Source organism: Limibacillus halophilus, assembly GCF_014191775.1.
In the GTDB taxonomy this organism is placed as follows: Bacteria; Pseudomonadota; Alphaproteobacteria; order Kiloniellales; family CECT-8803; genus Limibacillus; species Limibacillus halophilus.
In genome coordinates this window covers 566014-585216 of record NZ_JACHXA010000001.1, presented here as the reverse complement: position 1 = coordinate 585216, position 19203 = coordinate 566014, and the positions used below count along the sequence as shown (strand labels likewise).

Sequence of the window (19203 nt, the reverse complement as noted above, 5' to 3'; positions counted from 1 at the left end):
GTCCAGTATCGTAAAACGACGCACGGCATTGCTCGGCTACAAGGCGAGCAGTTGCCGCGCCTCAGACGAGGGATCCTCCAACTCAGCGGATAGACCGGTCCAGGCCGTCTTGCCCTTGACGAGTATCGAATGCTGATCGCCAATACGGCAGAGCGGTTTCAAGCTCTTGTCAATAACGAGGATCGTCATCCCTTCGGACTTCAAGCGCTTCAGGGCGGCCCAGATCTCTCGCCTGATGTTTGGCGCAAGCCCTTCTGTCGCCTCATCAAGAATCAAAAGCTTTGGGTCGGTCATCAGAGCGCGTCCGATAGCGAGCATCTGCTGCTCCCCACCGGACAAGAGGCCGCTGAAGGACGTCCGGCGTTCCGCCAATCGCGGAAACAGGTTGAGAATCTCATCGACCGCGGCCCGGCGGCGGGCGGCGCCTCTGTACCGGGAGGTAGCGACCAGGTTCTCGATCACATCCAAGGTTGGAAAGACCTGACGCCCTTCGGGAACTAAGGCAATGCCGCGCTGGGCTATTTTATGAGTCTTTTGATGAATCAGCGATTCACCTTCGAAGGTAATGGAGCCGCCAATCGCGTCGGTCAAACCAAATATGGTGCGAACCGTCGTGCTTTTCCCCATGCCGTTCTTACCCAGCAAGGTGGTCACCGACCCCTTCTCCAGTGTCAGGGACACACCAAACAACACCTGTACGGCGCCATAACTCGCAGTGACGTTCTCCAGTTTCAACATCAGAAATCGTCATCCTCCGACAGGTATGCAGCCTGCACTTCGCTGGAAGCACGCACTTCATCCGGCGTTCCGGATTTAAGAACCTCGCCATTGACCAGGACCGTGATGTCGTCGGCCAGATTGAATACGGCCTCCATATCGTGCTCGATCAAGAGAATTGGCACGTCGCCTCGTAAACGGGTTTCGATCAAATGCACCAGTGTTTCGGCATCGGCGCTACTAAGCCCGGCCAGCGGTTCATCGAGCAGAAGAACCTTGGGCTCGGTGATAATAGCCATCGCGAGCTCCAGCCGACGGCGATCCCCGTGGGACAGTACTGCGGGGTTCGCGTCCGCCTTTTCCTGTAGCCCAAAATCCTCCAGCGCCTGATCGATCTGATGGGCAAACCGCTTGGCCGAATGCCGGCGGGCCATTTGTCCGAACGTGAGCCCCGGTGTCTCGCGAGCCGCCAAACTCAACGCCAAGTTCTCTCGCACCGTGATGTTCGAGAACAACGAGGTCAACTGATAGGTTCGCGATAGGCCGAGCCGCGATCGTTCGTGAACGGACAGGCCGTTCAGTAGGCGTTCACCCAACCTCACCGTTCCTGTGTCCGGTGTCAAAGCGCCCGATATCGTACTGACAAGTGTCGTCTTGCCTGCGCCATTGGGTCCGATCAACGCGTGAATACCGCCAGTCTTGAGCGTGAAAGACACCTTACTCAGCGCGTGAATACCGCCGAAGCTCTTGGAAATGCCATCCAGGATCAGAGCCGAGCTCATCTAGCCCGCTCCCCGCGCAGATTGCCCAAGTAAGTGCCGATGCTCGCCAGGCCACCGCGGAAGAACAACACGGAGAGGATCAATAAGGGCCCGAAAATCGCCGCCCAATGCGTGGTCCAGCCGGACAGGGCATGCTCAAGCCAAATGAACACGAAAGCCCCCAGCACCGGCCCACTTCGTGCGCCAACCCCACCCAGAATAACGATTGCTAGAAGCTCGCCCGAGCGCTGCCAGTTAGCATAGCCCGGCGTAGCGAATTCGCTCTGGTTGGCCAGCAGGAACCCGGCAAGACCACAGAACACGCCCGCAATTACAAACGCCGTCAAGCGAATGCCAAATGTGTTCAACCCCAACGCCTCTGCCCGTGCAGGGTTTTCACGGCAAGCCACGAGGCGTTGTCCGAACTCTGAGCCAACAAGATGATTGATCGAAAGGATCAATACGACGGCGACCGCAGCGACGAAACCATAAAACTGATAGTTATCAAAGGGGTCGTAGAAACCACCTAGAGTCGTACGCTCATAGATCACCATACCGTCGTCCCCACCGAAACTGGAGGAGCTGACCGCGATGTAATAGAAGATCTGCGCCAGCGCCAGGGTGATCATGATGAAGTAGATGCCAGTCGTACGAAGCGCTATTGCGCCGATGAACAGAGCAATGAACGCGGATGCGACGATGACGACTGGAAGCTGAACGAGCAGACTGGTCAATCCGGCATTGGCCATCAATCCGGTGGCATAAGCGCCCACACCCAGAAATACGGCGTGGCCAAAGCTGACCATCCCACCGAACCCCAGTATCATGTTCAAACTGGCGGCCGCGACCGCGATAATGAGAATCCGCTCAAAGGTTGAAAGCAAATATGGGTCATTCATCGTGATGGCAACAATCGGGCCGATAGCGACCGCGAGCGCCAGCGTCAGGATATTCCCGTAGGTGCGAATAAAGGACACTGGCTCAGGCTCGCTTTTGCATGGGGATGAGACCCTCTGGGCGGAAAAACAGCACCAACGCCATCAGTATGTAAACCAGCATCGAAGCCAGCGCTGGCCCGGTGTCGCTGGCGACTGACGGCGAAAAAATCGATGAAAGAAGATCGCGCAGAAATGCGCGCCCCATTGTGTCAAGCAGGCCAACGATGATTGCCGCCAGGAACGCCCCCTTGATAGAGCCCAATCCGCCGATCACGACCACGACAAAGGATAGAATCAACACGGTTTCCCCCATCCCAGGCTGGACCGAGAGCAAAGGGCCAGCCAAAGCACCCGCCAGACCGGCCAGAAGTGCGCCAAGCGCGAAAACTGCGGCAAACAGGAACCCAATATTGACCCCCATCACCGACACCATCGTACGGTGGGTCGCTCCGGCACGCACCAACATGCCGATCCGGGTTCGTTGAATGAGCAAAAACAGCGCGATGGCGATAGTAAAACCGGCGCCTATCACGACAAGCCGATAGGCCGGATATGGGATGCCTAATGGAAGGGTGATATGGCCGGACAAGATTTCCGGCAAGCCGGAATACAATGGCACAGAACCCCAGATAGTGGAGACCGACTCGTTCGCCAACAAAATCAGGCCATAGGTCACGAGCACCTGATCCAGATGGCTTCTTGCATACAAGCGACGAGCAAGCAGCACCTCTATCAGCATGCCCAGCGCGAAGACGCCAGCACCGGCAAGAAGCACGGCAACAAGGAAATTACCGGTTAGTTTTTGCGCCAGGATCGAAAAATAGGCCCCCATCATAAACATTGACCCGTGCGACAGGTTGATGAAGTCCATAACGCCGAAGATCAATGTCAGGCCGGCCGCAATGAGAAACAAAAGGATGCCGTATTGGAGGCCGTTTAGCAGTTGTTCCGCGATCAATTCGAACATCGTTCTGTCCCCGGGCCCGTTGGAGGCGGACTGGCGCGGCCCGAAAGGCCACGCCAGCACCTTGCCTGATTACTTACCCATTGGACAGGCGTCGACATACGCGTCGGGCATATCCTTTACGATGAGACTGTCAGCCGATGCCACCAACTCGCCCGCATCGTTCTTCTTCACAACGAGCAGGTACATGTTGTGGATCGGGTGGTTGTTGCGGTTAAAACTGAAACTACCGCGAACCGATTCAAAGTTTGCCGACTTGATTGCCGCAGCCATCGCGTCGGTATCCTCCACCTTGCCGCCAACGGCCTTTGCTGCACTATCGATCAGGCGAATAGTGTCATAAGCCTGAGCGGCAAATTCCGACGGGATACCGTTGTACTTGGCCCGATAGGCCGCAACGAAAGCCTTGTTGGCCTCGTTCGGCAGGTCGTAAGCCCACTGCGACCCGCTGGTGACGCCGAGACCGTCTTCGCCAATAGCCTCCAACGTCGCGCCGCCAACCGTGAAAGCGGAATGCAGGGGAATGGAGTCCTTGAGACCCGCTTGCGAGTATTGCTTGACGAATTGGATTCCAAGGCCGCCCGGGTAGAAGATGAACACTGCCTCCGGGTTGGCCGAGCGAATTTCCGTCAGCTCAGCCGAGAAATCGGTCTGCTCAAGCGGCGTGTAGATTTCACCGACGAGCTCGCCTTTGAAATGGCGCTTGAAGCCGGCCAGCAGATCCCGTCCCGCTTGGTAATTCGGCGCCAAGATGAACGCGGTTTTGACACCGATGTTATTCAGATGAATGCCGATTGCCTCCGCCGGCTGGTCGTTCTGGAAGGGAACGGCGAAATAGTAAGGTGAGCAGTCTTCGCCAGCCAAGGGGGCCGGAGCAGGGTTTGGAGACAGCAGAAGCGTTTTGGCACGCGTAACCGGACGATGGATGGCCATCATCACGTTCGAGAACGATGCCCCTACAACGACATCGACCTTTTCTGACTGCACCAAGCGTTCAGCAGCTTGCTTTCCGACATCAGGCTTACGTTGATCGTCTTCAAAAATAAACTCGGCCGCACGACCACCGATGGTGCCGCCCAGCTCTTCAATTGCCAACTCTGCACCGCGCTGCATGTCCAGGCCGATGACGGCGCCCGGGCCTGAAAGCGACAGAACGAACCCTACCTTCACCGGATCTTGATCCTGCGCCAACACATGACTACCACCCAAGGTTAGGACGGTTGCCGCGGCGGCGAAGGCCATACGCACTGTTTTCTTCATATTCGGTACTCCCCTGTTTGACTGATTGTTATAATACAATATGTATATTAATCTGTAAAGCTGCTCGTGCCGCCCTGCACCGAGCCTAGGAACCGACCTTCGCGAACACAGCGTTCGCCGCCGCGAGGCATGCGGCCCCTTCAAAAACATCGGCTGTGCAAAAGGCCATGCGGCGGCCTAAACGCTTCGCCCGGGCAACGGCCTGCAAGACCGACCCCGGCTTCGTCGCGCGCAGAAACTGCATGTCCTGGGAGATCGTCACGCAAGTACCAAAATGTGCCTTCGCAACTTCGAACATCGCCACGTCCGTCACGGCCGAAAAAGCGCCGCCATGAACGAAACCGGCGGCGTTGGCCGTGCTGGCATTCGTCACCAAACGCAAGACGACTCCCAGGTCGAACCGCGCCATGGTCAGCGTCCCGAGCATGTTGAGCAGGGCGTCGTCGCCACGGAACGGCGTGAACTCCAGAGCCGTGAGATCTGGCACACCTTGCTCCTGTACCCAGCCCAATGATGGACTCGGTGAATGCGTCATGTTGCAGAAGTATCCAATGTGACGACGGTCTTGCCGATAGCAGTCCGGTCCAGAAGAGCCTGGAGGCCGTCCATCAGTTCGTCGAAGGGGACCGTCTTCTCAACATTAGCCTTACAGCGACCGCTTGCCATCAATGACAACCACCAGTCCGTGCCCTCTCGAATCTCCGATAGTGATTCGGCGAAGTGAATATCGAGCGGAGCGCCCATGACTGACAGGTTGTTGTAGAGCAGGTAGTTGGTCTTCGCTGCGGGGATATCACCCGAAGCAAAACCGACAACGATCATACGTCCGGCGAAGCCCAACCCGCGCAACCCGGCGGTGAACATATGCCCGCCAACGGTGTCGACGACCACGTTTACCCCACGCCCGTCCGGCCAAAGGCCCCGAACCTCGGTCTTGAACAAATTCTTCAAGCCGTCTTCGGTCGCATCGCTCACAATAACCACGTGGTCGACCCCAAGCGCGCGGACGCGCTCAGCCTTGGCATCAGTCGAGACAATGCCGACAACTTCTGCGCCGCGCGCTTTTGCCAGCTGCACGGCTGCCGCCCCTACACCACCCGCCGCACCAGTTACAACGACCCGCTCCCCCGCACGCACGTTGGCTCGGATCACCACGGCGACATATGCGGTGTTGAAAACCGTAATGGCACCTGCTCCCTCGACCGAGGAAACACCATCAGGCCGCTTGAAGACACGCTCCAACGGCGCAGCAACGAACTCGGCGAAGGCGCCAGAGAATACTTGCGCAACTACAGCATCGCCTGGTGCAACTGAATCCACGCCATCGCCGACGGCGACGACCGTTCCGGCACAGTCGCGGCCCGGAACGAAGGGCGGGTTGGGCCGTTTCTGATACTTTCCTTGCACCATGAGCGCGTCGGGATAGTTCAGGCCGATCGCCTCAACACGAATAAGGACCTCTCCTGCAACGACCTCAGGGCGCGCCACCTCGCCCAGGCCGTGGGACGATGGAGGCCCATATTCCGTCAGCTCGTAAGCTTTCATTGCAAAATTCTCCTCATAAATATACAATCTGTATATTATTAAGCCTGCATGAATGCAAGAACAATCGAATGGGCAAAATCATGCCTAAGAGGTTTGGAATTTCATTGCCATTAATATAATACTTCGTGTATATAATTCGTCAATGCGGCAGGCGGTACACAACGTGACAGGAGATTAATAATGAGCACCAGCGGTCAATGGCAGTTTTGGGTCGACCGTGGCGGCACCTTCACCGACATAGTCGCCAAGCACCCGGACGGATCGTTGACCAGCCAAAAGTTCCTGTCCACAAACCCGGAGCGCTACGAAGACGCTGCCGTATTTGGTGTTCGCAGTATTCTTGGAATTGCACCGGGCGAACCCATTCCCGCCGGCACGATTCGTGCCGTCAAGATGGGTACGACCGTGGCGACCAATGCCCTTTTGGAACGCAAAGGTGAACGCACGCTGTTAGCCATTACGCAGGGCTTCAAAGATCTGCAGCGGATCGGTTATCAGAACCGCCCGAAGATCTTCGACCTCAACATCCAGCTGCCCGAACTGCTCTATGAACGCGCGATCGAGGTGCCGGAGCGCCTCGCTGCCGACGGGTCTGTATTACGCCCACTCGAAGCGGAGGCTGTTGCCGCGGATCTGCAGTCTGCCTATGACGATGGTATTCGCGCCGTCGCAATCGCTTTGCTGCACAGCTATCGCAATCCTGTCCACGAAACCCAGGTGGCGGAAATCGCTGCACGGATCGGCTTCACGCAGATAACCGTCAGTGCCGATGCAAGTCCGCTGATGAAACTGGTTGGACGCGCGGATACTGCTGTCGCAGATGCTTATCTCAGCCCAATACTGCGGCGCTATGTTGCGCTTGTCAGTGACGCTCTCGACGCAAAAAGCGGCGGCTGCGAGCAGCTGTTGTTCATGCAGTCCAATGGTGGGCTTAGCGACGCCGCTTTCTTCCAAGGCAAGGATGCGATCCTGTCGGGTCCGGCAGGCGGCGTGGTCGGTATGGTCGAAACCGCCCGCAAAGCAGGCTTTGAGAAGATAATCGGTTTTGATATGGGCGGGACCTCGACCGACGTTTGCCATTTCGGCGGCACGTTCGAGCGCAGCTTTGAAACAGAAATCGCAGGCGTACGGCTGCGAGCGCCAATGATGGACATCCATACCGTCGCTTCGGGTGGCGGCTCGATCCTACAGTTCCGAGATGGACGCTTTCAGGTTGGCCCGGGGAGTGCCGGTGCGGACCCAGGCCCGGCTTGCTATCGACGCGGCGGCCCCCTAACGGTGACCGATTGCAACGTCATGTTGGGGAAACTGCAGCCCGCGCATTTTCCTCCCGTGTTCGGACCGAACGGCGACCAACCCCTGGACGCCGATGTCGTGCGCCGTAAATTTGAGGTGCTGGCAAAGGAGATTGCCGCCGAGACGGGCGAGGCCCTCAGAAGCCCCTATGAACTCGCCGAGGGATTTCTGCGCATCGCGGTCGAGAACATGGCCAATGCCATTAAGAAGATCTCGGTCCAGCGTGGCCACGACGTCACGCGTTACACCCTGAACAGCTTTGGCGGCGCTGGCGGACAGCACGCCTGTTTGGTTGCCGAATCACTCGGCATGCGCAGTGTGTTTCTCAGCCCTTTTGCAGGGGTGCTTTCAGCATTGGGCATGGGCCTCGCGGAAATCCGCACCATCCGACAGCACCAGTTCCAGCGGCCCCTGGAGGATCTGGACCAAGCAAGCACAATCATCGAAGGCTTGATCGAAGACGCCCGCGCTGAAGTGCGTGCACAGGGTGTTGATGACGCGGCGATGAAGGTCCTGCGACACGCACATCTGCGCTACTCTGGCTCACACCGCACCTTGAGCGTGAACCTTGATACGCGGGAGGCCATGCGCGCAGCATTTGAGATATCTCACCGTGCACAGTTCGGCTTCTCAAGCGAAAACCAGGACCTAATCATCGACAAGCTGGATGTTGAAGTCGTCGGCTCTACGGATCGCGTTCAGATTCCGCTCCTAGATAGTGCCACCACTGACCCGACGCCCGCAGATCAGGTAACAATGACTGTTGCCGGCAAGCCGACCACTGTTCCGGTATTCCATCGAGAGGATCTTCTGGCAGGGCAAAAAGTCTCCGGCCCGGCGGTGATTTCTGAAAGCATCGCCACGACGATTGTCGAGGCGGGCTGGGATGGCGCATGCGATGCAACCGGCAATCTCATACTAACCCGTCGAACACTGTCTGAAGCCACTGAATCCATTAGTACCGCGGCAGACCCTGTCATGTTGGAGGTTTTCTCCAATCTCTTTATGTCGATCGCCGATCAGATGGGCGCGACCCTGGCGAACACCGCTTACTCGGTGAACATCAAGGAGCGGTTTGATTTCTCTTGTGCGCTCTTCGACGCCGACGGCGGGCTCGTCGCCAACGCCCCACACGTGCCGGTTCATCTGGGATCTATGGGTGAATCCGTCCGTACGGTCTTGCGCGAGAATGCGGGGCAGATGAGACCCGGCGATGTGTTTATGCTGAACGACCCTTTCAATGGCGGTACACATTTGCCGGACGTGACTGTCATCACGCCGGTGTTTGATGAAGCGGGCGAAAGAATCCTTTTCTATGTTGGTTCGCGGGGCCATCACGCCGACATCGGCGGTAGCACACCAGGCTCTGCGCCTCCAGACAGCACCCACATCGATGAAGAGGGCGTGCTGATCCAGAATTTCAAACTCGTCGACCAGGGACGCTTGCGCAGCGAGGAAACCAGAGCGCTGCTTAGTTCGGGGCGCTATCCCTGTCGCAACGTGAGTGACAACATGGCCGATCTAGCCGCTCAAATAGCGGCCAATGAAACCGGCGTGCGCGAAATCAGGAAAATGATCGCCCAGTTCGGGTTGGACGTCGTGCTGGCCTACATGAGCCACGTCCAGGAGAATGCGGAGATTTCCGTAAAGCGCGTTATCAGCGCTTTGAAGGACGGCAATTTCACGTATCCCATGGACAGCGGCGCGGAGATAAAAGTCGATATAAAGGTTGATCGCCAGAACCGGACCGCCGTCATCGACTTCACCGGCACCTCGGAACAGGACAGCGGAAACTACAATGCCCCGCTTTCGGTCTGCCACGCCGTAGTCTTGTACGTGTTCCGTACGCTTGTGGGCACGGACATTCCTCTGAATGAGGGGTGCTTCCGCCCCCTGACCGTCATTGTCCCTGAAGGCTCGATGATAAACCCAAAATACCCAGCCGCCGTGATCGCAGGCAATACGGAAGTCAGCCAAGCCGTCGCCAATGCGCTTTACAGTGCCCTGGGGGTTCTGGCTGCGTCACAAGGTACGATGAACAACTTCGTTTGGGGTAACGCGAAGCTACAAAATTATGAAACGATCTGTGGCGGTACCGGCGCGGGTCCGGGGTTTAACGGCACGGATGCTGTTCACTCCCATATGACCAACACCCGCATGACCGACCCGGAAGTCCTGGAATGGCGTTTCCCGGTTCGCCTGGAAGAGTTTTCCATTCGGCGCGGATCCGGTGGCGCAGGGCAATACCACGGCGGCGACGGAGTCAGACGTCGTTTGACCTTCCTGGAGCCGATGACGGCAACGACCCTCACATCCCATCGGATCGTTCCTCCACATGGCCTAAAAGGCGGCAAGGCAGGCGCCTGCGGACGCAACAGTGTAATCCGGGCAGACGGCACAGTCGAAGCGTTCGGCGGCAATGAGAATATCGATGTAAAGGCAGGTGACAGTGTGCTGATTGAAACGCCCGGCGGCGGTGGGTTCGGCCCGCCAAACGACGGCTGATCGGAGTCTTGTGCTGTCCAGGTCCGGAGCCTGCTCCGGACTTCCCCGAGGTTCCGACTGCCGTCCAGAATCAAGGAAGCGGTTAGCGAATATCCAACTGATACTTCCTAAAAGGCTCACCGTTGTACGCAGTTTCGCCGACAAATCGCGCGCCGAGGCGGTCCAGCGCTCTCAGGTGCTTGCGTGACGGCGGCAGGAGGAAAGTCATAGAGGGTATCCGCGCGTCGGTTCGCGCAAATGCGATCGCCATCTTCATGATGCGCAGCCCTAACCCGAAGAACTCGGGCTTCAGCACCAGCCCGAAATCCCACTCCTCACCCTCTTTCTGAAAGCCTCCCCAACCGACATAGCGGCCGTTGGCGCATATGGCCCAATGACCCAGACCGTCACGATGCCAATAGGCTTCCTTGGCGGCGACAAAGCTAGAGACGGTGTCGCTGTCCCATTTGGCCGAGCCGAGAAGCGGTAGGTGCTCCGCAATACGCGGATCTGACATGTGAGCTAGAATTTCATGGGGTGAAACGTCCGGTAAACGCCCGAATGTAATCCTTGGGTCGGTTGCGTTTTCCATGTCATCGGCTACCGAGTTAGTCATTCAAACTGCTATCGCCAACCTAAGAGTTCCAGAATCGCGCGAAAGCACTCGGCGCCGGGCCCACTTCATGGAGCTTGTTGCTCATCTTGCACTCCCGTTCTCAGAAACAGCCGGTCACTGGCCATAGCGTTCCGCCGTCAGGCCCTCGAAAGATATCTCCGGCGTCTTACCGAGCACGGCATCGGCAACGGCGCGGCCGGACCCACAAGACATGGTGAAGCCCAGCGTTCCGTGCCCGCTGTTGAGAAATAGATTCTCGTAGCGCGTCGGCCCGATCACCGGCGTTCCGTCCGGTGTCATGGGCCTGAGGCCGGTCCAACCTTCCGCCTGCCGAAGATCGCCACCGTCGGGAAACAAGTCGTTGACGACATGGCGCACGGTGTCCGTCGCACGGCGTCCAAGCTTCTTGTTGTAACCGATGATCTCGGCCTGCCCGGCAACCCGAATGCGATCGCCCAAGCGCGTGATACCAACCTTGTGGGTCTCGTCCATGATCGTCGATTGCGGCGCGGCGTCGGGATTGGTTATCGGCAAGGTAATCGAATAGCCTTTGATCGGGTAAATCGGCAAACGAATCCCCACGGTATTCAGCAAAGTTGGCGTGTAGGGCCCCAAGGCACAGACATAGCGGTCAGCCCGCTCGGCCCCGCGATCAGTTATCACGGCATCAATCCGACCCTGTTCCACGGCGAACCGATGGATCGTCACGCCGTAGCGAAACTCCACGCCCATCTCGGCCGCCTTTTCGGCGAGCGCAAGGGTGAAGAGACGGCAATCTCCGGTGCGGTCAGCCGTCAGGCGCAGCCCGCCGACAAACTTCTCTGCAACCCGCGCCAACCCCGGCTCGACAGCGATGCACCCCTCGCGGTCGAGCACCTCGAATGGCGAACCAAACTCGGAAAGCACCTCATGATCGGCCTTCGAAGCCTCTACCTGCTTCTTTAGGCGAAAAAGCTGGAGGGTTCCCTTTTCCCGCTGATCGAAGTTCAGCTGAACTTCCGACATTAAGTCCGTCAGAACATCGCGGCTGTAGTTGGAAATCCGCACCATGCGGCTCTTGTTGGTCTTGTATGACGCGGCGTTGCAGTTGAGTAGCATGCGCGCGCCCCAAGCCCACATGGTAGGGCTGAGCAATGGCCAGATGAAAAGAGGTCTGTGCCGCATGAAAAGCCATTTCAGCGCTTTCAGGGGAACACCCGGCGCTGCCCAAGGGGATGTCATCCCATAAGACAACTCGCCTGCGTTTGCATAGCTGGTTTCCATTCCCGGCGCCGCCTGGCGATCGAGAACCAGCACCTCGGCCCCCTGCTTTGCCAGATAGTAGGCCGTGGTAACGCCCACGACACCGGCACCCAATACGATGACCTTCACGACGACTCTCCACTGCAAGCATGATACGGTTGAAACAACCGCCTTAAGGTTACGATGAATAAGAGTACACAATTGGCTCTCGGGGCAACCATGCCCCAGGCTAATGCGGTGAGCCAGTCATAAGGTGAGGAAAAATCGAATAGCCAAAGGTGCTTGCCGATACCTGGGGAGCACACCTATATGCTTCATATGACAACAACCGACAGCTATTCCGCGACCCTAAAGTTTCTGGCGCCCAGCAGCCGAACGCCGGTTTACCGTGCCTCCCAAGGAGGGGCGGAGGCCCGGCTCGATCTGGAGGGCGAATACGCAGAACATCCTGTGGCCATTGCCAACGGGCGCTTGGGCGATCGTCCAACATTGGAGCGAGAAGGTTTCAGTCTTGTCAGGCACGCAAGCGCCGTTACCGACTTCTACGATGACCTAGCGGTTGAACGCATATATGCGAAAGAGGTCGAAGCGCTGGTGAAGAAGGTAACCGGCGCACAGCGGACCGTTTGCTTCGATCACACCCGCCGCGCCGCCACAGCGCAGACCCGGGGCGCACGCGGTGCGCGCGAACCTTCGGCCGTCGTGCACAACGATTATACCGACAAGTCGGGACCTCAACGGGTCCGCGATATCATGAAGGGCGAAGCGGATGAGTTGCTCTCCCGCCGTTTTGCGATCGTCAATGTGTGGCGGCCCATCAGCCACCCGGCCGTCACGTCCATGCTGGCTCTCTGCGCCGCTGATTCCGCCAAGCCCGGGGATCTGATCCCGACGCCACGTATCGCTAAGGACAGGATCGGTGAACTAATGCTCGCTCACTACGACTCGCAGCAACGCTGGGTCACCTTCCCGGCCATGGATCTGGATGAAGCGCTGCTTTTGAAAACCTACGACAGTGCAACGGACGGTCGGGCACGGTTCGCCATTCACACGGCGTTCGATAACCCTCATGCGCCGGCGGAGGCCAAACCGCGCGAGAGCATCGAGAGCAGAATCTTCGCCTTCTTTAGCGACTAGCCCCATCAGCTCGCTTTGGCAGCGCCTTCCTGGTGGCTAAAGATTGACCCGTAGCCTTGGCTGAAATCCGGGGGAAGTTCGATCACTCCCGCCTCCACCCGGGCATGTGTTGCAGCTTCGCCCCGCACCATGTCATTGCGGTGGATGCTGTCGATCACAGGGGCAGTATAGGCAAAGGCATCCGCGGCAGCATACTGGACGATCAACGTGGTCCGAATCTCATCTGATAGGTTCGCCTCGGACCCATGAACTACCAACCCATGATGAGCCAGGACGTCACCGGGGTCAGCCTCATCGAACTCGGCCAGAGCCACTGTTTCCTCCGTCATACAGGCATTGCAATTCAATGCATATTTACCTTCTGACCAATGGCTTAGAGCACCTTGCTTGTGGCTGCCGGGGATCGTCTTGAGACAACCATTACCGGCCCGCGATGGATTCAACGGTACGCTCAGGGCAACCAGGTTCGTGTTCGTATGGGGGAAAACCGGCCAATCCTGATGCCAGCCGATTTCAGCGCCTCCTCGAGGTAACTTGAAATTGATCTTCGAGTGATAGAATTTGACGGCGCCACCAACCAGATCGGCGGCGATGTCACCCAACGGTGACACGAAGGCCGTTTCCCAAAAGACGTCGTCAAGTTCCGTTGGGCTTGAAATCCTGCGAAGCCGCGGCGCGCTCTGGCTGTGGCCAGGCGCAATATCGTAATAGCGGGTCTTCTCCGCCACCGACGCACTTTCATCCCAAAGGCGCTGGGTCGCTTCCCGGAGACGGGCCACCAGGTCCTGATCCAAGATGTTTCGGATCGTGATGAACCCACGGTCACGGTAGGCGGCCAGCTGGCTTTCTGAAAGAACTGGAGAATGCTCCCTGGCGGTGACCTTCTGCTGATCCATTCCAGTCTCCTTCACCTTAGTCAACCAGGGCAGGCGTTTTGCCCAGGATATCGTCCTCACCCAGTTGGAGTGCGTTCCAGTTGGTGGAGCGAACATAGTCGGGCCGGGGGGAATCCACATTGATCGGGCGATTAGCGACTTTGTTGTACACGTAATAGATCTGCCACCGATCATGCCGCGACATATTGTGGCCGGAACCATGGAGTATGGTCGGATGGAAGAATACGACAGTGCCGGGTTTGCCGACAATCGCGACAGGATCGGCATTCTTTTCCATGATCTCGATCAATCGCTCTTTCGGTAAGACCCAAAGCTTGTAGGAGGTCGTCTTATCATCCAGTTCGGCGTCCAACAGTCCCAGACGATGTGAGCCGGGGATGAAGTAGAGACAGCCATTTGCCTCCGTCGCCTCGTCCAGCATGACCATCCCGGTGGTCAGTTCGGGCGCAGGCGTTCCATCGTGCGCCCAGGTTCCATAATCCTGATGCCACTGCCAAATGGAGCCGTCTATCGCCGCCTTCCGATTACACTTGGTGTGGTAGATGTATAGCTCCGGGTCTGCCAGCAACTGCTGAGCCGTTCCCAACATCCGCGGGCTGCGGGCAGCGGCAAAAAACGGAGGTGATGCGGTCGGTCCGTCCGCCTCATGCACGCGGTAGAGAGTCTTTGCCGATCCGCTGCTGCGTTCACGGACAACATGATCGGTGTCGATTTTTTCCAACCGCTGCAGCTCATTCTTCATCGCCGCGACTTCGTCGGCGGCGAACAGCTCCGGATAGACGAGAAATCCGTTGCGGCGATAATTGCTGAGGTCTTCGGCGGACAAATGCATGGCTTCCTCCAATTATTATATTGGCATACTACTGGCATGCCAGCTGAAGAGTCAATGTATCAACTGCCGATTCCTTTGGGATTCAACTGAACTCACAGACCTGGAGATGTCGGATGAATCAGCCCAGGATTCTCAACCCGAGATCAGAGTTTCTTTCGCGATCCTTACCATCTGGTCGATCAAATGCTCTGCCCCTTTCGCGGCGGCTTCCTGATCACCGCCCACGATGGACCTCAGTACTTCAATGTGAAGGGCCGCAGTCTCACGCGTATCGAAAAACCCCGGATGATAGAAAAACCAGAACCGCCGGGCGATGGGTTGAAGCGAAGCTACAGTCTCCCTGGCGATCGCATTCCGGGCAGCTAACGCCGTCAAGTCGTTGAATTCCCGATCCAGTCGGAGGAAAGCTTCAACATCATCCGCCGCCGCGACCTGCGCCATCCGGTCGGCCAAACTGGAAAAGGCCGCACGTTCCTTGGATGTCGCGCGCCGCGCCGCATTGCGCATCGTCAAACGATCCAACTCGCGGCGCACTTCCAGGACCTCGAGTTGCTGCTGCAGGTCGATCCTGCTGACGATAACGCCGCGCCGGGGTAGAATCTGAACGAGGTGTTCGCGCGCCAGACGCTGCAGAGCTTCGCGAATAGGCGTCGTACCTATTCCGATCAGACGGCTCAGGCTTGCTTCCGACACGACACTGCCCGGTTCGATTTCCAGCGTGACGATCTTTTCCTCCAGCAAGCGGTAGGCATGTTCCATCAAGGTCGGTGTTTCTTGACTCATCGGCGGTACTTTCGGGGCTTTAGCTGGTTTTCATGCCGGACGGGCTTGCGACGATACTAGGCAATCCGCCAACCGATATGCCAGTCCTATGCTAACCACCAGGTTCAATGAATTACATGACGGTCGACAAAGCGAGGCCGGGCAAGCGTATTTTCTTCGGCCATGCCTATCGGCTGGCCGCCGAAGATTCGCGCCCGCGGCTCATTGCTCCCCAGCCACTACTCCTGCAACGCCGGATCAGGCTTCAAGCGCGTTCTGCGTTCGATGAGAACGATGCCGACGCCGCCAATCACCAGAACTCCGCCAATGACGATATGCAACGTTAACGTCTCACCCAGAAACAGAATGCCGCCTAGCACCGACATCACGGGCGTCAACAGGATGAAGGGCCCCACCTTGCTCGCTTCGTAACGGCCCAACACGTGGTACCAGCAGCTATAGCCGATCGCGGTCATGACCGCCCCAAGGTAGATGACCGCGACCCAGACCTCCAGGCCCGCAGATCGAACGTAGGTCAGGTGGTCCGCCTCAACAATCAGCGAGGCAATGAACAACTGCGGCGCCGCCATCGCCGAAACCCAGGCAATCGCCGTAAAACCGCCAAGGGCGCCCAGGCGCCGCATCATTGCTTGTCCCAACGCCCACATGAACGCACCGGCCAGGACCAGACCTATGCCAATCGCCTTACCTTCCAACCGGGGCTCACCGGCGATCAGGTAAATGCCGCCAAACGCGACGGCCATTCCAAGGATTTTGCGTAGGCCCAACTTCTCACCGAGCCATAGTGCCGCAATCAGCGATAGGAACGGTACCTCGGCCTGCACAATAAGTGCTGTTGTCCCCGCATCCAACAGCCGCAGTCCATTGAAAGTCAGCCCGTACTGTAGGGTTGATCCGATGAGCGCGACCAGAAACAAAGAACGCAGAGCAGCCCGTGGAATTGGAACGAACCAAACCAGCAACATGGCCGTCACCCCAAAACGCATGGCCATCAAAAGAATCGGCGGAAACTGGTCGACCGCGGGCTTGGCAACGACAAACCCCATACCCCATAGAATCGGCACCATCAAAGCAAGAAACACATCAATCTTTTTCATTAAGTATCCTCACAGGAACGCGGCTATACGCGCCCTGTCTTAAATAGGCCCTGGGTCAGGCAAAATTTTGGTTGGGCATTCGACGTTTCGGTCAGTTAATTCCGCCGTGGCTGTTGTTGCGTAATGCAATGGATGCCACCCCCGCCGAATGCAATATCGTCGACAACGAGAGGCACGATCTTTCGCTCAGGAAACACCTCGCTGAAAAGTCGATACGTAGCGCGGTCCTCCTCCACACCGTAGCAAGGCATGATCAAGGCTCCGTTGGCCATATAGAAATTGACGTAGGAGCGGCAAAAGCGCATCGAGGTCGAATCCGCGCCGACGGCGCTTTTGACTTCCATGACTTGGAGTGGCCTTCCCTTAGCGTCCGTCTGTCCGCGCAAAGCCTCCAGGTTCTCCGCAAAAGCTTGATACTCCGGCTGGGATTTATCATCGGTCGTTTGAACCAGAACCAGCCCGGGCCGAGCAAAAACCGCCACCCCGTCGACATGGCCATCCGTTTCCGTGTCGAAGGAATTGCCGGGGAGCCAAATCACCTTGCGCACGCCCAGGCAGCGTTTCAACTCATCCTCTATCTCAGCAAGATCCCAATCAGGATTTCGATTGCTGTTGGGAAAGCAGGACAAGGTGGTGATCAGCGTTCCTTCTCCGTCGACAGTTACGCCGCCGCCTTCGGCGACCAATCTCGAGCCGATTCTTTCGGCACCCGCCGCCGCCAGTATGCGGGCGGCGACCGCCGCGTCGTTCGCGTACCCCTGATACTTGCCACCCCACGCATTGAAGCAGAAATCGACACCCGCCAGGTCACCCTTGCCGTCCAGCAAAAAACAGGGACCTGCGTCACGACACCATGAGTCGTCGATAGGCGCCTCAAGTACATCGATCGCCGGCCCTAACAGCGCACGGGCCGCCATCGCATCTGCCGGAGACACAACCATTGTCACCGGTTCGAACAGCCGAATTGTCCGTGCCGCCGCCGCAAAGGCGCGCCGGGTCGCAGCAATATCGTTCCAGATCTCGGCGCGCGTCGGCCACATCATCCAGCAGCGTTCGTGCGGTTCCCATTCCGCAGGCATCCGGTAGGCATCGGCCGGAATAGAATCCGATTCACTTTGGTGTCGTGGCGCCATGATCACTTTGCGACGGTTGGGAGTATCAAACGCGTATGGGAACTCTGGTATTTGGCACTACCATCACGTCGCATACAACCCCGTCACTGGACCGAACGCCGATGACGGGAGATCAGAGGCCGACGGTGTGTGCAAAAAAAGGGGCGGCATGGTTTCCCGATGCCGCCCGACCTCCCGGCAAGGAGGAATCGTCCCGCTGACGCGGCTTAAAGAGCCAGAGCCAGCATTACTCAGCTGCTTGCGACGCCTCGATATCGCCCAAGGCCCACACCAACCGGTCCATGTGTTGCTTGAGATTCACGTCGATACGCATGTAGCGCTCGCCGCCCTTCATGATGTCCAGGCCATCCTTCGCAATAATACCGCGCTTTAACAGCTCATTGAAAAGATGGGTGGAGGTAATTGCCGGGTCGAGAATCTCCAGCATGAAGAAATTGCTACGGGACCCAGGCACCATGCGAAAACGGTTCAGGCCACTCAACTTCTTGGTAACATAGTCGCGCATCTCAACGATGGTCTTAACCGTCTTCTCGACATGTTCGTCGTCGAATACCGCAGCCGATCCGCCAGCGACCTGTACCTGTCCCATGTTCCAGGTCGGCTTGATGTTCCAAAGCGGAAGGATCAAGTCGCGGTTCGCGGACGCACCAAAACCAACGCGCAAACCGGCAAGCCCGTATGCCTTCGACAGAGTCCGCAGCACGATCAAATTGGGATAATCCGGAAGGAGGTGCATCCCACCCTCGGTTTCGGTGTAGTGAATGTAGGCTTCGTCCAGGACCACCAGCGTCTCCTTGCTGGCCGCCTCGCAAATCCGGCGAATGTCGCTCTCTTCGATGAAGCGACCGCTGGGATTGTGCGGATTGGTAACGAACGCAATCCGTGGCTTCTGTTTCAGAGCCTCGATATAGCGATCAACCATCGGCTCGAAGTCTTCCCCCATCGGCACGAACACCGGCCGACGGCCTTCGCAGTTCGAGTAAATGTGATAAATTGGAAAGCAGGGTTCATGCATCAGAATGGCTTCGCCAGGAGCTGCGAATGCTCTGATTACCATGGCGATCACTTCCGTTTCGCCAGAACCGCAAACCACGCAATCCGGATCAAGGTTGTAACGCTTCGCGATAGCCTCGCGCAGTGCCTTGGCGGTCCAATCCGGATAGAGGTCGATCCGACCCTCGGCGGCCTTCACAGCCTCCAGCGCCTTGGGCGAGGGTCCGTAGGGATTCTCCGCCGAGCCGAGTTTGGCTATCTGGTCCATGGGAATATTATACTTTTCAGCAACGTATTCCCTGGACAACCCGGGAACGTAGGCCTTGCCCTCGACGAGAGCAGGGACACTAACTCGCACCATTTTTCAGCTCCTCAATTAAACGAATATCGCAGTTACCGAACACCAACTGATCAGATATTAACCTAGTGCAAAAACAATCTCAATCACAAAAATACTATTACATTGTTAAAATACATGGCATCGCGCCACCGATCTGCTGTGGTCTTGA

At 57.5% G+C, this 19203-nt stretch carries 17 protein-coding genes; 2 read left to right on the top strand and 15 right to left on the bottom strand.

Features of this window, described 5'->3' with window-relative positions; all coding sequences use genetic code 11:
• Positions 1–36 precede the first annotated feature (36 nt).
• The 7 genes from FHR98_RS02705 to FHR98_RS02675 all read right to left on the bottom strand — a co-directional run bounded on the left by FHR98_RS02705 (position 37) and on the right by FHR98_RS02675 (position 6185).
• Positions 37–738 carry an ABC transporter ATP-binding protein gene (locus FHR98_RS02705; protein ID WP_183415071.1) on the bottom strand — a complete coding sequence of 234 codons (702 nt, stop codon included), beginning with the start codon at positions 736–738 and terminating at the stop codon, positions 37–39.
• Complete coding sequence (locus FHR98_RS02700) at positions 738–1499, bottom strand: ABC transporter ATP-binding protein (RefSeq protein ID WP_183415070.1); 762 nt, start codon at positions 1497–1499, stop codon at positions 738–740. The genes FHR98_RS02705 and FHR98_RS02700 overlap by 1 nt, the downstream gene beginning before the upstream one ends.
• On the bottom strand, positions 1496–2455 hold the full coding sequence (locus FHR98_RS02695; protein WP_183415069.1) for a branched-chain amino acid ABC transporter permease: 960 nt from the start codon (positions 2453–2455) through the stop codon (positions 1496–1498). Before FHR98_RS02695 ends, FHR98_RS02700 begins: the two co-directional genes overlap by 4 nt.
• 4 nt (positions 2456–2459) lie before the next feature.
• Positions 2460–3383 carry a branched-chain amino acid ABC transporter permease gene (locus FHR98_RS02690; protein ID WP_183415068.1) on the bottom strand — a complete coding sequence of 308 codons (924 nt, stop codon included), beginning with the start codon at positions 3381–3383 and terminating at the stop codon, positions 2460–2462.
• 69 nt (positions 3384–3452) lie between these two features.
• Complete coding sequence (locus FHR98_RS02685; protein ID WP_183415067.1) at positions 3453–4640, bottom strand: ABC transporter substrate-binding protein; 1188 nt, start codon at positions 4638–4640, stop codon at positions 3453–3455.
• Positions 4641–4725: 85 nt separating this feature from the next.
• Positions 4726–5127 (bottom strand): PaaI family thioesterase, encoded by a 402-nt coding sequence (locus tag FHR98_RS02680; protein WP_183415066.1) that lies wholly within the window; start codon positions 5125–5127, stop codon positions 4726–4728.
• A gap of 44 nt (positions 5128–5171) precedes the next feature.
• Positions 5172–6185: an NADPH:quinone oxidoreductase family protein gene (locus FHR98_RS02675; protein ID WP_183415065.1), complete on the bottom strand. Its 1014-nt coding sequence runs from the start codon at positions 6183–6185 to the stop codon at positions 5172–5174.
• 180 nt (positions 6186–6365) lie between these two features.
• On the opposite strand from FHR98_RS02675, the gene FHR98_RS02670 reads away from it, so the two are divergent.
• Positions 6366–9986 (top strand): hydantoinase B/oxoprolinase family protein, encoded by a 3621-nt coding sequence (locus FHR98_RS02670; protein ID WP_183415064.1) that lies wholly within the window; start codon positions 6366–6368, stop codon positions 9984–9986.
• 82 nt (positions 9987–10068) lie between these two features.
• Here FHR98_RS02670 and FHR98_RS02665 read toward each other — a convergent pair whose 3' ends face one another.
• Positions 10069–10581 (bottom strand): GNAT family N-acetyltransferase, encoded by a 513-nt coding sequence (locus FHR98_RS02665; protein WP_246377327.1) that lies wholly within the window; start codon positions 10579–10581, stop codon positions 10069–10071.
• A gap of 114 nt (positions 10582–10695) precedes the next feature.
• A complete protein-coding gene (locus FHR98_RS02660; RefSeq protein ID WP_183415063.1) occupies positions 10696–11952 on the bottom strand; it encodes a D-amino acid dehydrogenase in 1257 nt (418 codons plus the stop codon).
• Between the two features lie 180 nt (positions 11953–12132).
• On the opposite strand from FHR98_RS02660, the gene FHR98_RS02655 reads away from it, so the two are divergent.
• Positions 12133–12960, top strand: a complete 828-nt coding sequence (locus FHR98_RS02655; protein WP_183415062.1) for a CmcJ/NvfI family oxidoreductase — start codon at positions 12133–12135, stop codon at positions 12958–12960.
• A gap of 5 nt (positions 12961–12965) precedes the next feature.
• Here the strand turns inward: FHR98_RS02655 and FHR98_RS02650 are convergent, their stop codons facing one another.
• The 6 genes from FHR98_RS02650 to FHR98_RS02625 all read right to left on the bottom strand — a co-directional run bounded on the left by FHR98_RS02650 (position 12966) and on the right by FHR98_RS02625 (position 19055).
• Positions 12966–13856: a phytanoyl-CoA dioxygenase family protein gene (locus FHR98_RS02650; protein ID WP_183415061.1), complete on the bottom strand. Its 891-nt coding sequence runs from the start codon at positions 13854–13856 to the stop codon at positions 12966–12968.
• A gap of 16 nt (positions 13857–13872) precedes the next feature.
• Positions 13873–14688 (bottom strand): phytanoyl-CoA dioxygenase family protein, encoded by an 816-nt coding sequence (locus tag FHR98_RS02645; protein WP_183415060.1) that lies wholly within the window; start codon positions 14686–14688, stop codon positions 13873–13875.
• A gap of 132 nt (positions 14689–14820) precedes the next feature.
• Positions 14821–15471, bottom strand: a complete 651-nt coding sequence (locus FHR98_RS02640) for a GntR family transcriptional regulator (protein WP_183415059.1) — start codon at positions 15469–15471, stop codon at positions 14821–14823.
• Positions 15472–15689: 218 nt separating this feature from the next.
• On the bottom strand, positions 15690–16568 hold the full coding sequence (locus tag FHR98_RS02635; protein ID WP_183415058.1) for a DMT family transporter: 879 nt from the start codon (positions 16566–16568) through the stop codon (positions 15690–15692).
• 95 nt (positions 16569–16663) lie between these two features.
• Positions 16664–17701 (bottom strand): agmatine deiminase family protein, encoded by a 1038-nt coding sequence (locus tag FHR98_RS02630; protein ID WP_221205681.1) that lies wholly within the window; start codon positions 17699–17701, stop codon positions 16664–16666.
• 226 nt (positions 17702–17927) lie between these two features.
• Positions 17928–19055: a pyridoxal phosphate-dependent aminotransferase gene (locus FHR98_RS02625; protein WP_183415057.1), complete on the bottom strand. Its 1128-nt coding sequence runs from the start codon at positions 19053–19055 to the stop codon at positions 17928–17930.
• Positions 19056–19203: the final 148 nt, after the last annotated feature.

Bases quoted from the DNA above. Each gene is read 5' to 3' on its own strand.
- FHR98_RS02625 (WP_183415057.1), bottom strand. From the start codon at position 19,055: ATGGTGCGAGTTAGTGTCCCTGCTCTCGTCGAGGGCAAGGCCTACGTT.
- FHR98_RS02645 (WP_183415060.1), bottom strand. From the start codon at position 14,688: ATGCATTTGTCCGCCGAAGACCTCAGCAATTATCGCCGCAACGGATTT.
- FHR98_RS02700 (WP_183415070.1), bottom strand. From the start codon at position 1,499: ATGAGCTCGGCTCTGATCCTGGATGGCATTTCCAAGAGCTTCGGCGGT.
- FHR98_RS02635 (WP_183415058.1), bottom strand. From the start codon at position 16,568: ATGAAAAAGATTGATGTGTTTCTTGCTTTGATGGTGCCGATTCTATGG.
- FHR98_RS02665 (WP_246377327.1), bottom strand. From the start codon at position 10,581: ATGACTAACTCGGTAGCCGATGACATGGAAAACGCAACCGACCCAAGG.
- FHR98_RS02655 (WP_183415062.1), top strand. From the start codon at position 12,133: ATGCTTCATATGACAACAACCGACAGCTATTCCGCGACCCTAAAGTTT.
- FHR98_RS02705 (WP_183415071.1), bottom strand. From the start codon at position 738: ATGTTGAAACTGGAGAACGTCACTGCGAGTTATGGCGCCGTACAGGTG.
- FHR98_RS02670 (WP_183415064.1), top strand. From the start codon at position 6,366: ATGAGCACCAGCGGTCAATGGCAGTTTTGGGTCGACCGTGGCGGCACC.
- FHR98_RS02650 (WP_183415061.1), bottom strand. From the start codon at position 13,856: ATGGATCAGCAGAAGGTCACCGCCAGGGAGCATTCTCCAGTTCTTTCA.
- FHR98_RS02640 (WP_183415059.1), bottom strand. From the start codon at position 15,471: ATGAGTCAAGAAACACCGACCTTGATGGAACATGCCTACCGCTTGCTG.
- FHR98_RS02690 (WP_183415068.1), bottom strand. From the start codon at position 3,383: ATGTTCGAATTGATCGCGGAACAACTGCTAAACGGCCTCCAATACGGC.
- FHR98_RS02675 (WP_183415065.1), bottom strand. From the start codon at position 6,185: ATGAAAGCTTACGAGCTGACGGAATATGGGCCTCCATCGTCCCACGGC.
- FHR98_RS02630 (WP_221205681.1), bottom strand. From the start codon at position 17,701: ATGGCGCCACGACACCAAAGTGAATCGGATTCTATTCCGGCCGATGCC.
- FHR98_RS02685 (WP_183415067.1), bottom strand. From the start codon at position 4,640: ATGAAGAAAACAGTGCGTATGGCCTTCGCCGCCGCGGCAACCGTCCTA.